Here is a 13,529-nt window from a genome sequence, read left to right on the forward strand (position 1 = left end):
ATCCGCCGCTACATCATCTGGCGGAACCGCCACGCCGACGACCGGCGCCTACGCGCGGTCGTCGACAGGGCAAACATTGCCTGATGCGGCACTAGGCACCACCGTGCCGTGCCGTTGCTTCGGGTCCTCCGTGACTCCCCTAGGCTCCCCGCACATCGTCCGCAACATCCTGCTCGCAGGCGCGGCCGTCCTCGGAGCGGTGTGCTCCGCCGCCGCCCGGCCCGCCCCCTCCCCGGCCGGCGTCGTCGTGCCGGCCGTCGTGGGCCTCACCGCCGGCGCTCTCATCACCCGCTTGGACGACCTGAGCACCCTGTTCCGCCCCGTTCCCAGCGGCTCCGGCAGCGCGGCGCGGCCGTCTTCACGCCAAGAGGAGAAACGGCATGTCCGTCCTGATCCCGGTCCTGGTCCTCGTCGGGGCCCTGTGCGCACTTGACCTGATTCTCACCCTGGGCGTCGTCAAGCGGCTGCGTGAGCACACCGAGATGCTGGCGGCCAGCGGTACCGCCGTGGACACCTACACCATCAACGTCGGTGCGAGTGTCGGGGAGTTCGACGCTGTCACCGTCGACGGTGAGCGAGTGACGCAACGGGTGACGGACGAGACCCTCGTGGCGTTCTTCTCGCCCACCTGCGGCCCCTGCCGGGACAAACTGCCGCGCTTCGTCGAGCACGTGAGCGGCGGCCGCTTTCCTCGCGACCGCGTCCTGGTGACCCTGGTCGGGAACCCGGAGGAGTCCGCGTCCTTCATCGAGCGTCTCCGCCCCGTCGCCCTGGTCGTCTCCGAACGGTCCGACGGCGACCTGGCGACCGCCTTCCAGGTCAAGGCCTTTCCCGCCGTGCTGAAAGTCGCCCCCGACGGCGCGGGCGGGACGGTCGTCACCGCCAACGACGTGCGGCTGGACCGTCCGGCCGTGGCCACGGCATGACTCGGACCCGCCGGAGCGCCCCGCGTCACCTGGTACTGGCGCTCACACTGGCCCGCGAAGCCGCCCCCGGCGTCCTGCCGTCGTACGCCGCGCTGGTCCTGACCGGCGGGGCCCTCCCGGTCGGGGCCGCCTGGCTGACCAAGCGGCTCATGGACGGCCTGGTGCGCGGAGCCCCGGCGGGTGAGCTGGCGTACCTCGGCTGCTGCCTGGCCGCCGTCGGAGTGGTCGCGGGCGTCCTGCCCCAGTTGACCACGTACCTGCGGGCCGAACTTGAACGAGCCGTCGGTCTGCGCTCTCAGGACCGGCTGTTCGAGGCGGTGGCCGGCTTCGTCGGCCTCGGCCGTTTCGAGGACCCGGAGTTCCTCGACCGGCTCCGCCTGGCCCAACAGGCCGGGCGGATGTCTCCGAACCAGGCCGTGGACGGCCTCCTGGGCATCGCGCAGTCCGCGGTCACCGTGACCGGCTTCCTGGGCACACTGCTCGTGGTCAGCCCTCTCATGGCGGCCCTGGTGCTGTTCTCGGGCGTGCCCGTACTGCTGGCCGAGGTGGCCCTCTCGCGCCGCCGGGCCCGCATGTTCTGGGACATCGGCCCCGCAGAGCGGCGCGAAGCCTTCTACAGCGAACTGCTGGGCACCGTGGAAGCCGCCAAAGAGGTCCGGCTGTTCGGCACAGGGGCGTTTCTGCGTGCCCGGATGCTCGCCGAGCGGCACACGGCCAACCGCCTGCGCCGGGCGGTAGACGTGCGTGAGGTCCGTGTGCAGACCGTGCTCGGCCTGCTGGCCGCGGCCGTCTCCGGTGCCGGGCTCGTCTGGGCGTTACACGTCGCCCACGCAGGGACGCTGACGGTCGGGGACGTCGCGGTCTTCGTCGCCGCCCTCGCGGGGGTGCAGTCGGCGCTGGCCTCGACGGCCGGCGAGTTCGCCCGCGCCCACCAGGCGCTGCTGATGCTCGGGCACTACGGAGGGGTGACCGGCGCCAGCCCCGACCTGCCGGTGCGCCGTGAGGCAGCCGACCCCGGACCGCTGCGGCACGGTGTGGAGTTCCGCGACGTGTGGTTCCGCTACGCGGACGGCCACCCGTGGGTACTGCGAGGCATCACCCTGCACCTACCGTACGGTGCCTCCCTGGCTCTGGTCGGTCTGAACGGGGCCGGGAAGTCCACGCTGGTGAAGCTCCTGTGCCGGTTCTACGACCCGACGCGTGGCGCGATCCTGTGGGACGGCGTGGATCTCCGCGACCTCGACCCCGTGCGCCTGCGCGCTCGCATCGGCGCGGTGTTCCAGGACTTCATGCACTACGACCTGACAGCCGCCGAGAACATCGCCATGGGCGACCTCACCGCCCTTGAGGACCCGGAGCGCCTCCAGGGCGCGGCGCAGCGGGCCGGCATCCACCCGGCCGTCGCAGCCCTCCCCGATGGCTACGGCACGCTCCTGTCGCGTACGTTTCCGGGCGGTGGTGACGCCCCATCCGGAGTGGAGCTGTCCGGTGGGCAGTGGCAGCGGCTCGCGCTCGCCCGGGCGTTCCTGCGCGACCGCAGCGACCTGATGATCCTGGACGAACCGGCCGCCGGGCTCGACGCGGCGGCGGAGCACGAGATCCACGCGGCGCTGGGGCGTCACCGGCGGGGGCGGACAAGTGTGCTGATCTCCCACCGACTGGGAGCGGTGCGCGAGGCCGACAGCATCGTCGTACTGTCCGGCGGCCGCATCACCGAGCACGGCGACCATCGGAGTCTGATGGCGCTGGGCGGCGAGTACGCCCGGCTCTTCGCCCTGCAAGCCCGTGGCTACGAGGACGCCGCCGGGACGCACACCGTCGCGGGAGGATGCTGATGAGCGGACCCGGACCGGACGCGCCCACACCCGTCCTCGCCCTGTGGGCCCGCGCGGTCGTGCCGGGCGCCGCCGCGGGGGTCTGCGCGGCCGGTGCCGTGGTACTGCTGCGGCAGCGGCTGACGGCGGTGACGGTCCGGGGACGCAGCATGGAACCCGGCTACGTCGACGGCGACCGGGTCCTGGTGAGCCGTCCGGGCCGACTGGCGCCAGGGCGCGTGGTGGTCCTGGAACGCAGCTGCCCGGACGGCGGCCGGCGCCTTCCGCCGCTCCCGCCGGGTGCCTCCCCCCAAGCCGCCCGCGGCCGTCACTGGATCATCAAGCGCATCGTCGCGGTCCCCGGCGACCCGGTGCCGCGGACCACAGTGCCGGCCCTCGCGGCAGCCCCCGAGACTCGCGTACCGCCCGGGCGGCTGGTGCTCCTGGGTGACAACCCCGGCGCGAGCATCGACTCCCGCCAGGTGGGCTACTTCCCCCTGGACCGGATCCTCGGCACGGTGGTGCACCTTCCAGGCCGGCGTGAGCAGACGATCGGGATCGAGGCGTCAGCGCGGCCGACCGCGTCCACTAGTAGCAGGTGGGCGCGTTGGCGACCAGGCATCGCGTGGGTTCGCCGATGCCTGCGGGCATCAGCCGCAGGTCAGGTAGTCGTAGCCGGCGATGCGTCCGTTGCCGCCGCCGTCGTAGAAGTGATAACGGCCCTGGTCGTCGCGGCTGACGCTGATCGAGTGGGCGGAGCCGATGTAGGTGTCCACCGCTCCGTCGCCGTCCGTGTCCCGCAGCCATTCGCCGGCCTTGCCGAAGGTCTCCTTGCCGACCGCTCCGTCAGGACTGGCGTCCCAGTCGCTCTGCCAATCCTTGGTCGCGGCCTTGGTCTTCGTACCGAAGACGCCGTCGATGTCGGAGGAGGAGGTGAGGCTGCCGTCCGCCCACAGGATCTTCTGCCACAGGCAGGTGGCATTCGAGGAGGTGTTCGCGCCGGTCGACAGGACGCCTTCGTCATCCCAGTCGTTCCCGAAGGCTCCGGCGCCGTAGACGTAGGCGAGACCGCTGTAGGTGCCGCTTGCGGAGGCCGGTGAGGCGCTCAGCGCGAGGGTGACGGCGGTCAACGTGCCGACTGCGCATGCGGCCAGTCTGGCCCGCTTGATGTGTAAAGCCACAGGACTTCTCCTTTGTCGTACGTCCGGCGGATGCGGCCCGCGTCCGTATGACGGGGCGCCGGCCGTGCTCAAGACTTCCGCGGGAGTCCGTTGTTGCGCACCCCGGTGCCGCCGTGTGCAACAAACCTCCGGGGCTGGTGCCCGTGTGGAGCGACCGGTTGCGACGCTTGAGCGGCGCGGAGCCGGGCCGGCGCTGATGCGCGGGACGCCTCCTCAGTCGCGGCACGCCGGGGTATAGGACCGTTCCGGTATGTAGTCCGGCCATTGCGCCGGGGTGAGCAGACCGGCGGTGCTCGCGCAGATCCGGCGGATCACCTGGTCGAGTCCGAGGGAGGTGAACTCGATCGCGCCGTCCGATCCCGCTGTGGCGAGCATCTGCCCGTCAGGGCGGTAGGCGGCCGTGTCGATCGTGCCGGTGTGGCCGGCGGTGAGTCCCTTGCCCCATGGAACCGGACGGGCCGGGTCGGTGACGTTCCACAGCAGGACGCTCCGGTCGCCGGCGGCGGCCAGCGTACGGCCGTCCGGAGTGAAGGCCACCCAGGTCACCTCGCCCGTGTGGCCGGTCAGTGCTCGGCCGAGGGCCGTGGCGTGCGCGGGGACCGAGACGTTCCACATGCGCACGTCGTGGCCGACGCCGGCGGTGGCGAACAGCCGTCCGTCGGGGCTGAACGCGCCCCACCGGGTGCCGCCGGTGTCGCCCGTGCGGAGGTCCGGCAGGGCTCGGGGATGTACCGGATCGCGGATGTCCCATCGCCGGACCTTGTCGTCCTCGCTGGTGCTGGCCAGGGTGCGGCCGTCCGGGCTGACACCCGCCCAGTGGACAAAGCTGATGTGCCCGGTCAGCGGGTCGCCGAGGGCGGCGGGGCGGGTGGGATCGGTGACGTTCCACAGTCGCAGGCTGTACTCCGGGCCGCCGGTGATCAGTACGCGCCCGCCGGGCGTGAAGGCCAGCACGTCACTCTGGTCGGCGCCGCCGGTACGGACCGTGCCGACATGCCGGGGGCGTCGCGGGTCGGAGACGTCCCACAGCCGCACGGTGCCGTCACTGTCAGCGCTCGCCAGCAAGCGACCCCGCGGGTGGAACACGACCCGGGTGGCGGAGCGCTCGCCCGGTAACTCGCTCAGCTGCCTGCCGTGTCCCGGATCGCGGACGTCCCACAGCCTTACCGTCCCGTTGCCCGAGCCGGCCATGCTGCGGCCGTCGGGGGTGAACGCGACGCTGGTGACGGCACCGATGTGGCCGGTGAGAAGGGTTAGCGGCAGATGCCACAACCGTACGGTGTGGTCGTCACTCGCACTGGCCAGCGATCGGCCGTCAGGGCTGAACGCGAGCCAGTTGACGAATCCGGCGTGACCGATCAACGGCTGTCCGAGTGCGGCCGGATGCGAAGGGTCGGAGACATCCCAGAGCCGGATGGTGTGGTCCGCTCCACCGGTCGCCAGTGTCCGGCCGTCCGGGGAGAACGCCACCGCGAGCAGGGTGTCGCTGTGGCCGGTCAGCGGTCGGCCCAGGGCCTTGGCGTGGGCCGGGTCGGAAACGTCCCACAGCCGCACCTTGCGGTCGTTGCCCACACTGGCCATCAGCCGGCTGTCCCGTCGGAAGGCGACCGCGTAGACGACGTCCGGGTTGTTCAGCGGCTTTCGCCACAGCTTCGGATCCGTCCGGTCGGTGACGTTCCACAGGCGGATCTTGCGATCGTGGCTGGGTGCCGCCACCGTGCGGCCGTCCGGACTGAAAGCGGCCGAGGCGACGGAGTCGCTCGCCCCGGTGAGCGGGTGGCCCAGGGCCTTGGCGTGGGCCGGGTCGGAAACGTCCCACAGCCGTACCGTGTGGTCGTGGCCGGCGGTGGCCAGCGTGCGGCCGTCGCGACTGAACGAGACGGAGAAGACGTAGTCGCTGTGCCCGGTCAGCGGTCTCCCGAGGGCCTTCGGGTGCAGCAGGTCCCGGACGTCCCACAGCCGTGCCGTACCGTCCCGGCTCGCACTGGCCAGGGTGTGGCCGTCCGGAGAGAACTGCAGCCAGTACACCCAGTTTGTGTGCCCGGTCAGCGGTCTGCCCAGCGGGACGGGGTGCGCGGGGTCGGCCAGGTTCCAGAGCCGGATGGTGTCGTCACCGGCCCCGGTCGCGAGGGTGCGTCCGTCCGGGGAGAACGCCACCGCGTACACCGCCTGGGTATGCCCGGTCAGTACGGAGGACAGTGCGAGGTTCTGGCTGTCCAGGAGCCCCGCGGCGGCTTCGGGGTCCGACCGGAGCCGGTGTGCCGTCACGTACATCCGTGCGGCCAGGGACGGGTCGGTCGCGCTGAGCTGACCCGCCCGGGCCACCATCTGCTCGGCCACCGCCCGGTCGCGGCCGGCGCGGACCAACGTGCGCTGCTGGAAGGCGACGACGGCGGCCGTCGATGCGAGCAGCAGCAGTGCGGTCACCGCGGCCAGCAGTACGCGGAAGCGCCGGGCCGTGCGGGCTGCCGCCCGCTGCTCCTGCTCCCGGGCGGCGACGCTGGTGGCGAGGAACGCACACTCGACCGGGGCGAGTTCCTCGCGATGCCCGGTGAAGCACTCCTCGGCTGTGGCGAGTCGGGTGCCGCGGTACAGGGCCCCGGGATCCCGGTCGAGTGCGTTCCAGGCGCGAGCGGCCTCGGTGATCTGGCGGTGGACGCGCAGGCGGTCGCGAGCGCTGTCGATCCAGGCCTGCAGCCGCGGCCACGCGGTGATCAACGCTTCGTGGGCCAGGTGCACCGTTTCGCCGTCGAGGGTGATCAGCCGTGCGCGCGCGAGTAGTTCCAGTACGGAGGCCGTGTCGCCGGGCCGGTCGGTGGAGCCGTGCGCCTGTAGCTCGGCGCGGTCGGCGGGGCGACTGGTGTCCTGGGTTCCTTCACCCGGTGTGATCAGCCGTAGCAGGATGCGCCGCGCGGCCTCGGCCTGTTCCTGGGGAAGCCGGGTGTACAGCTCTTCGGCGGTGCGGTTCAGGGCGCCATGGACACCGCCCACTGCCTGGTAGGCGGCCAGCGCGAGGGTACGGCCTTTGCGACGGCGCCAGGTTTCCAGCAGGGCATGGGACATCAACGGCAGCCCGCCGGGTTCGTCGACGACGTCCTCGACGATCTTCGCGGTCAGAGTGCGCTCGACGATCAGTCCTGCGGCTGCGGCGGGCTTGACGATCGCTTCGCGTAGTTCGGCGGGGCCCATGGGACCGAGGACGAGGGTGGCATCCCTGATCGCCGCGGCGAGGGGCCGGTGCTCGGCGCAGCGGCCGAAGAAGTCCGCCCGCACCGCGAGCACTACCCGCAGCCTGCTCTCCGGTTCCACCGCGGTCACCAGCTGGTCGAGAAAGGCCGCACGCTCAGCCGGATCCGCACAGAGGGTGAACATCTCCTCGAACTGGTCGACCACGAGGACCATGTCACCGGGTTCCTGGCTTGCCGTCATCGCGTCGACGTGCGTGGACAACGGGCGTGGTCCCGGGGTGAGGATCCTGATGGCCGCCAGGCGGCACCCCGGTGAGCCACCGGCGCGGAGGGCGGGGATGAGTCCCGCGCGCAGCAGGGAGGACTTGCCGCTGCCGGACGCGCCCACCACCACGACCATGCGACAGGTGCGCACGCGCTCGACGAGTTCAGCCACGAGCTGGTCGCGCCCGAAGAACAGGTCCCAGTCGTCGGGCTCGAACCGGGCCAGTCCCCGGTAAGGGGCGTCCGTATCGTCGACGTCCTCACCCTCGGCGGCCGCCTCCTGAGCCGTCGCACGCCAGCGCTGCTCCCACTCCTCAGGGTCTGCGCCGCATGCCCGCACATAGGCCAGCGTCACTGCCAGGGACGGCAGTTGATCACCCGCAGCCGCCCTCGACAACGTTGCCACCGAGTAGTCCGTGCTCTGCGCCATGACCCGGTACGTCGGACCTCCCGCCTTCCGGCGCAACTTGCGCAGCTCGAACGCGAACCGCTGAACCGGCCCGGCTGCCGGGTCCAACGGGCTCTCACGGCGTCCCATCACATCCCCCTTGGTCAGCGCGAACAGTGCATGAGCAGTGCGGCACAACCCTCGCACCGCCCCATGTCGGCCGCATCCCCGAACGGCACGTTCCAGCCGTTCGGGGACCGTAGCCGGCCGTAGGAACGTTTGTTTCAGGGGCGGTTGACGGGTGCGCAACAACGAGCCCATCCAGAACCCTGTTCCGTGACCGGCGGCGACGGGGGTGCCACCGGAACATGCCTAGCAAGCAGGCGCGGGCATACGGCCTCCCGGCCGTATGCCCGCCGCGGCTCCGCGGTGGCACGACCACCGCCGAGACGGGCCGACGACCGAAAGGACATTCACGGATGGCCCATGACCTGAGAGCTCCGCAATCGTCCCGAACGACTGCTCCCCGTGGTGAACGCCGCCTGCACGCGGCGGTGTTCGGCGCACTGACCGCGGTGATCGCGACCGCCGCCCTGCTGGCGGTCCCGGCCCCGGCGTCGGCCGCGCTGGGCACGCCCCGGGCACACAACGGTGTCAACAGCTCCGACCGGGGCTCGAGCGGCATCGGCCGGGCCCACGGAACGCTGCCGCGTCAGGCGGCCGCGGATGCCGCCGTGCGAGGGCTCGACGTCAGTGGCTACCAGGAAAACGTGGACTGGTCCTCGGTGGCCGCCGACGGGGCCTCCTTCGCCTACATCAAGGCGACCGAGGGTATCTCGTACATCAGCTCCCAATTCCGTCAGCAGTACGACGGGTCAGCGGCAGCCGGCCTGATCCGCGGTGCCTACCATTTCGCCAGGCCGGACAAGTCCTCGGGCAGCACGCAGGCCGACTACTTCATCGACCACGGCGAGGCCTGGCAGCCCGACGGCAAGACCCTGCCCGGTGTCCTGGACATCGAGCCCTCCCCGAACCTGCCCACCTGCTACGGGCTCGGGCCGGCCGCGATGGTCGACTGGATAACCTCGTTCGACGACGAGTACCTGAGCCGCACCGGCCGTCACCCGGTGATCAACACCAACATGTCGTGGTGGTCGCAGTGCACCGGCAACTCCCCCGCGTTCGGTGCCACCAACCTGCTCTGGATCGGGAGTTACACTGGCACCGCTCATCCCCTGCCCAACGGCTGGTCCACCTACGCCGTCTGGCAGACGTCCGACTCCGGAACCTTTCCCGGGGACCAGGACCTGTTCAACGGCGCGCAGCAGGACCTTCGGGAATTCGCCGCCAACGGCACCTACCAGCCGCCGCCCCCGCCACCGGCCGGGGCATGGCCGGTCGTCCAGCAGGGCTACAGCGGCCGCCAGGTGACCACCGTTCAGTACCTCCTCGACTACCACGGTGCCGCGCTGTCGGTGGACGGCGCCTTCGGCACGGCGACCCACGACGCCGTGATCGCCTTCCAGACCCACAACCAGCTCACCGCCGACGGGATCGTCGGACCCAAGACCTGGCAGGCCCTCGTCGCCACCGTCAAGGAGGGTGACCACAACGCGGCCGTCAAGGCGGTGCAGGCCGAACTGAACGCCCGCGGCGCATCGTTGTCGGTCGACGGCGCCTTCGGCACGGCAACCCACGACGCCGTGATCGCCTTCCAGACCCACAACCAGCTCACACCTGACGGCATCGTCGGACCCAACACCTGGCTGGCGCTGCTGAATTGATTTCTCGGCTTAGCTGTGAACTCGCGTGGGTCTAGGGGGTCGATACTCGTGGGCTCGCGTATTCAACTGTCGCGAGTTCGTCGAGGTGTCCAATCGACTGGTGACTTTGTGTGATCGCCAGTGGCGTACGACTCCAGGGCCCGGGACCTTCGACTCCGCTGATAGATTCCCTGCGGTGAGCGAGCAACTACCCAGCGGGGGCGTCGAGCTGTCACCCGACGAGATCGAGGCCCTCCCTGCCAGGTGGTCGTTCTGCTGGACCCCGAGTGAGGTCGCGCAGCAGCTGGCCGGGATCAGCACGCCCTGGTACGTGGCCGCGGGCTGGGCGCTGGACTTGTTCCGCGGCAGGCAGACGCGCTCTCATGGAGACATCGAGATCGCGATTCCGGCTGCGAGCTTTCCTCCGGCCGGGGCGTGATCACCTTGTTCAGGTTGACCCGGTTGCGGGCAGGTCCTCCACCGCCCCGTACGTGCCCGTCTCGACGCCGGGCATCATGGCCCGCCAGAACCGAGCGCGCCGTGGCTCTCGTACAGCCCCGCGATCTCCGCCGAGACATTCCGATCGAATGAGAGCCTTCAGGGCCTGCTCGGAGTTCTGATCAGCATCCGCAGCGCTTTCACAAGCCGCGCCGCGTCCTTCTCGCCGAGCGGGGCGAGGAACTCGCGTTCCGCCGCCTCGCGGGCTTCCTCCGCATCGGCCCGCACCCGCCTGCCCCGCTCCGTCAACTCGACGACGTTGCGGCGGCGGTCCTCCTCGCTGCGGCGCCGCTCGACCAACCCCTGGCTCTCCAGCGCGTCGACGAGCCCGACCATCGTCGTGCGGTCCACGCCCAGCCGCCGCGCGGCCTCCAGCTGCGACAGCGGGCGGCCCGCCGTCAGCACCGCCAGCACCGCCAACTCCCGTGCGTCCAGCCCGAACGGGGCCAGTGCGGGCCCGGCCCGTTCGGCCAGCCGCAGCTGCGTGTGCTTGAGCAGGTAGCCCAGCCGCGTGCCGAGCAGCTCCTCGACCGCGGCGCCGCCTTCGTCATTCTCCGCCATTCCGGCATCTTACAACTGACTGATGGTCAGTAGAGCTGACGATCATCTATGGTGACGGCTATGCCTATTGATGCACCCCAGCGCACGCTCCGCTTCGGCGTCAAGACGACACCCATGCACCTGGCCTACGACGAGATACTCCGCGTCTGGGAGGAGGCCGACGAGCTGCCCGAACTCGACGACGCATGGCTGTGGGACCACCTGATGCCGCTGGCCGGACCGCCCGGCGGCGCCGTCCTGGAGGGCTGGACGCTGCTGGCCGCGCTGGCCGCTCGCACCACTCGGCTCCGCCTCGGCCTGCTCGTCACCAGCAACAGGCTGCGCGCCCCCGCCCACCTGGGAAAGATCGCCACCACCGTGGACGTGATCTCCAAAGGGCGCCTGATCATGGGCCTAGGCGTCGGCGGCACCCGACAGCCCGACGGCCCGAATCCGGCCGTCTCCGAGTACGCCGCCTACGGCCTCCCGCTCCCCAGTCCCGGCGAGGGCCTGGCCCGCCTCACCGAAACGATCACCATCCTGCGCCGCATGTGGACCGAGGAGGTCTTCGACCATGAAGGCCCCTTCACCACCCTGCGTGGCATCCGCAACGGCCCAGGCTCGGTCCGGCCCGGCGGCCCACCGCTACTGCTCGGCGGCTGGGGCGACCGCACGCTGCGCATCATCGCCGAACACGCCGACATCTGGAACGTCCCCGGCCCTCCCCACAACAGCACCGATTGGATCGCCGAGCGCGCCCGCGTCCTGAACGCGCAATGCGCCGCGATCGGCCGCGACCCCGCCGAGATCACCCGCTCCGCACAGATCGTCGTCGACTACGCCGACCCCGCCACCACCCGCGCCCACGTCCGCGCACTCGCCGCCGCCGGCATCCGGCACGTCGTGCTCGCGCTGCCACGCCCCTATCCGGACAACGCCGCCCGCTGGCTTGTCGACGAGATCGTCACCCCTGCCCGGGAGAACGACGCCTGACGGCATCTCCGTGTACTCCGCGGTGCTGGAGCCCAGTTCGGCGGCCAAGCGGGCGACGAGGCCGTAGGCGTAGGGCAGGGACGCGCGGACCGTTTCCACGAAGTCCTGCTCCCGCACCTCGCCGTTCTCGGCTTCGGCGAGCAGCTGCGGGGAGACGTCGAGTGACATGAAGGGCTGTCCTGTTCTGTCGTTGTGTCGTTGAGGCGGGCGGGGTCAGGCGAGGGCGGCCAGTGCCGTGGGGCCGTGCTGGAAGTCGGAGTCGACCTGGGCGGCGAGGTCCTGGCCGGTGGCCTCGTTCGCCCAGGCGATGGCGTTGCGCAGGTGGAACTCGACGGCGCGCTGCTGGAAGGCGACCCAGTCCTTGGGGCGGGCGTCCACGGCCTCGCGCAGCCGCTCCAGCGTGCGGGCGTTGTGCTGTTCCAGCTCGCCCTGCGGGCGGCCCTGTTCCTGGGCGCGCACGTACGTGGAGTGCACGCAGTGGGCGAGCAGGTCGTCGCCCACGTGCTCCTTGAGGAAGAGCAGGTCGTCCTCGCCGGTGACCTTGTTGCCGACGACGGCTACCGGAACGCCGAACTCGGCCGCGTGATCGCGGTACTGGCGGTAGACGGAGGCGCTCTTGCGGGTCGGCTCGACGACCAGAAACGTCAGGTCGAAGCGGGTGAACAGGCCGGAGGCGAAGGCGTCGGCGCCGGCCGTCATGTCGACGACGACGTACTCGCCGGTGTCGTCCACAAGGTGGTTGAGGTACAGCTCGACCGCGCCGAGCTTGGAGTGGTAGCAGGCCACGCCGAGATCGCTCTCGTCGAAGGCCCCGGTCACCATGAGCGGTACACCGTCGACCTGCTGGACGTGGCGGGAGTGGACCTCATCCTCGCCCAGCAGGCGCAGCAGCCGGGAGCCGCGGCCGGGTGGGGTCGTCTTGACCATAGCGTCGCGGGACGGGATCCGCGGGTTGTCGCCCCGCAGGTAGTCCTTGATCTCACCGGACCGCGCGCTGAGCGGCGGGGCGGCGAAGAGCTCGTCCTCGCCGAGGCCGAGGGCGTACGCCAGGTGCTGGTTGATGTCGCCGTCGATCGCGACGACGGGCGCACCCGAGTGCGCCAGGTGACGGGAGAACAGGGCGGACAGGGTCGTCTTGCCGCTGCCGCCCTTGCCCACGAAGGCAACGCGCACGACTAGCTCCTATTGAAAATGGATTTCATAAGCATATACTTGCGGTGCAGCGAGGCGGTGTCAAGTCATTCCCGCAGCAACTCGCTCTTCCGATAGGCCAGTTGATGGTTCGTGGCTGCCGATGAGGGATCCAGTTCCCGTGCTCCAGCCTGGACCTGGGGCATCTTGTGTGCACCCGCGTCCGGCCAGGGCCGGCGGCTTACCGCGGGCCAGGGCCGGACTGCGGGACACGCTGCAGATGCGCAGCCGATGCGACTCTGCAGCACCGCACGTTCTGGAACCACAGTGAGCGACACCCCTCGAGCTGTTGCATGCCGGCACCTGCGAGGCCTGAGGCCCAGATCTGCGGTTTCATGCCCTCGGTTGCTGGGATCGCGATAACCCCGGCCCAGGCGTACGCGGGGGCGGCCGGCAAACCCGACTCGGACGAGTGACCGGTCCGGCCGAAACGCCCGCTGCCCCGCGCCGGGTCGGCGTGGGGCAGCGGGTGCCGGGCTCCGCATCAGTTCCGGACGACCTGCTTGGTCGTGCCTGAGGAGGACGTGTAGTTGGAGTCACCGCTGTAGGTAGCGGTGATGTTGTGGTCGCTGTTGTCCAGGGTGCTGATGGTCAGGATGGCCTGACCACCGGTGAGCGGGACCACGAAGGTACCGCCGCCGGGACCCTGGACCACGAACGTCACCGTGCCGGTCGGGGTGGCGGCGGCGGGCGGAACCGGTGACACGGTCGCCGCGATGGTCACCGCCTGCCCGACCCTCCAGCGTGCTGATCGTCATGGTGGCCACACCGCTCGCGTTCAAG

Annotated in this window: 9 protein-coding genes and 3 pseudogenes; 6 read left to right on the forward strand and 6 right to left on the reverse strand. The window is 70.7% G+C overall.

The window, feature by feature from the left end; genetic code table 11:
* Nucleotides 1–380 precede the first annotated feature (380 nt).
* The 3 genes and pseudogenes from ABZX30_RS21215 to ABZX30_RS21225 form a co-directional block, all read left to right on the forward strand.
* The gene (locus ABZX30_RS21215) at nucleotides 381–926 is read left to right on the forward strand and encodes a hypothetical protein (protein ID WP_355935520.1); all 546 of its coding nucleotides are present in this window, start codon (nucleotides 381–383) and stop codon (nucleotides 924–926) included.
* Nucleotides 923–2,761 (forward strand): ABC transporter ATP-binding protein, encoded by a 1,839-nt coding sequence (locus tag ABZX30_RS21220; RefSeq protein ID WP_355935522.1) that lies wholly within the window; start codon nucleotides 923–925, stop codon nucleotides 2,759–2,761. Before ABZX30_RS21215 ends, ABZX30_RS21220 begins: the two co-directional genes overlap by 4 nt.
* Nucleotides 2,761–3,252: pseudogene (locus ABZX30_RS21225) on the forward strand (S26 family signal peptidase); the annotation flags it as partial. The gene ABZX30_RS21220 and the pseudogene ABZX30_RS21225, both read left to right, overlap by 1 nt.
* Before the next feature lie 138 nt (nucleotides 3,253–3,390).
* On the opposite strand, the gene ABZX30_RS21230 reads toward ABZX30_RS21225, so the two are convergent.
* Nucleotides 3,391–3,921, reverse strand: coding sequence for a peptidoglycan-binding domain-containing protein (locus ABZX30_RS21230; protein ID WP_355935524.1), 531 nt, complete (start codon nucleotides 3,919–3,921; stop codon nucleotides 3,391–3,393).
* Between the two features lie 213 nt (nucleotides 3,922–4,134).
* Nucleotides 4,135–7,911 (reverse strand): helix-turn-helix domain-containing protein, encoded by a 3,777-nt coding sequence (locus ABZX30_RS21235; protein ID WP_355935525.1) that lies wholly within the window; start codon nucleotides 7,909–7,911, stop codon nucleotides 4,135–4,137.
* 404 nt (nucleotides 7,912–8,315) lie between these two features.
* Here ABZX30_RS21235 and ABZX30_RS21240 point away from each other — a divergent pair, with 404 nt between their 5' ends.
* Both ABZX30_RS21240 and ABZX30_RS21245 read left to right on the forward strand, forming a co-directional pair.
* A complete protein-coding gene (locus ABZX30_RS21240; protein ID WP_355935527.1) occupies nucleotides 8,316–9,545 on the forward strand; it encodes a GH25 family lysozyme in 1,230 nt (409 codons plus the stop codon).
* A 175-nt stretch (nucleotides 9,546–9,720) separates the two neighbouring features.
* The gene (locus tag ABZX30_RS21245; RefSeq protein ID WP_355935529.1) at nucleotides 9,721–9,963 is read left to right on the forward strand and encodes a hypothetical protein; all 243 of its coding nucleotides are present in this window, start codon (nucleotides 9,721–9,723) and stop codon (nucleotides 9,961–9,963) included.
* A gap of 158 nt (nucleotides 9,964–10,121) precedes the next feature.
* Here ABZX30_RS21245 and ABZX30_RS21250 read toward each other — a convergent pair whose 3' ends face one another.
* Nucleotides 10,122–10,583: a MarR family winged helix-turn-helix transcriptional regulator gene (locus ABZX30_RS21250; RefSeq protein WP_355935531.1), complete on the reverse strand. Its 462-nt coding sequence runs from the start codon at nucleotides 10,581–10,583 to the stop codon at nucleotides 10,122–10,124.
* A 60-nt stretch (nucleotides 10,584–10,643) separates the two neighbouring features.
* Here ABZX30_RS21250 and ABZX30_RS21255 point away from each other — a divergent pair, with 60 nt between their 5' ends.
* Nucleotides 10,644–11,555, forward strand: a complete 912-nt coding sequence (locus ABZX30_RS21255) for an LLM class flavin-dependent oxidoreductase (RefSeq protein WP_355935533.1) — start codon at nucleotides 10,644–10,646, stop codon at nucleotides 11,553–11,555.
* Between the two features lie 6 nt (nucleotides 11,556–11,561).
* Here the strand turns inward: ABZX30_RS21255 and ABZX30_RS21260 are convergent.
* The 3 genes and pseudogenes from ABZX30_RS21260 to ABZX30_RS21270 form a co-directional block, all read right to left on the reverse strand.
* Nucleotides 11,562–11,723, reverse strand: a pseudogene (locus tag ABZX30_RS21260) (hypothetical protein); the annotation flags it as partial.
* A gap of 45 nt (nucleotides 11,724–11,768) precedes the next feature.
* Nucleotides 11,769–12,728 carry an ATP-binding protein gene (locus ABZX30_RS21265; RefSeq protein ID WP_355935535.1) on the reverse strand — a complete coding sequence of 320 codons (960 nt, stop codon included), beginning with the start codon at nucleotides 12,726–12,728 and terminating at the stop codon, nucleotides 11,769–11,771.
* 502 nt (nucleotides 12,729–13,230) lie between these two features.
* Nucleotides 13,231–13,473: pseudogene (locus ABZX30_RS21270) on the reverse strand (Ig-like domain-containing protein); the annotation flags it as partial.
* Nucleotides 13,474–13,529 lie beyond the last annotated feature (56 nt).

The sequence above is a fragment of the Streptomyces sp. NPDC004542 genome (assembly GCF_040610035.1).
Taxonomy (GTDB): domain Bacteria; phylum Actinomycetota; class Actinomycetes; order Streptomycetales; family Streptomycetaceae; genus Streptomyces.

Excerpts from the sequence above, each read along its gene's own strand:
- ABZX30_RS21215 (WP_355935520.1), top strand. The coding sequence starts at position 381 with ATGTCCGTCCTGATCCCGGTCCTGGTCCTCGTCGGGGCCCTGTGCGCA.
- ABZX30_RS21255 (WP_355935533.1), top strand. The coding sequence starts at position 10,644 with ATGCCTATTGATGCACCCCAGCGCACGCTCCGCTTCGGCGTCAAGACG.
- ABZX30_RS21220 (WP_355935522.1), top strand. The coding sequence starts at position 923 with ATGACTCGGACCCGCCGGAGCGCCCCGCGTCACCTGGTACTGGCGCTC.
- ABZX30_RS21235 (WP_355935525.1), bottom strand. The coding sequence starts at position 7,911 with ATGGGACGCCGTGAGAGCCCGTTGGACCCGGCAGCCGGGCCGGTTCAG.
- ABZX30_RS21250 (WP_355935531.1), bottom strand. The coding sequence starts at position 10,583 with ATGGCGGAGAATGACGAAGGCGGCGCCGCGGTCGAGGAGCTGCTCGGC.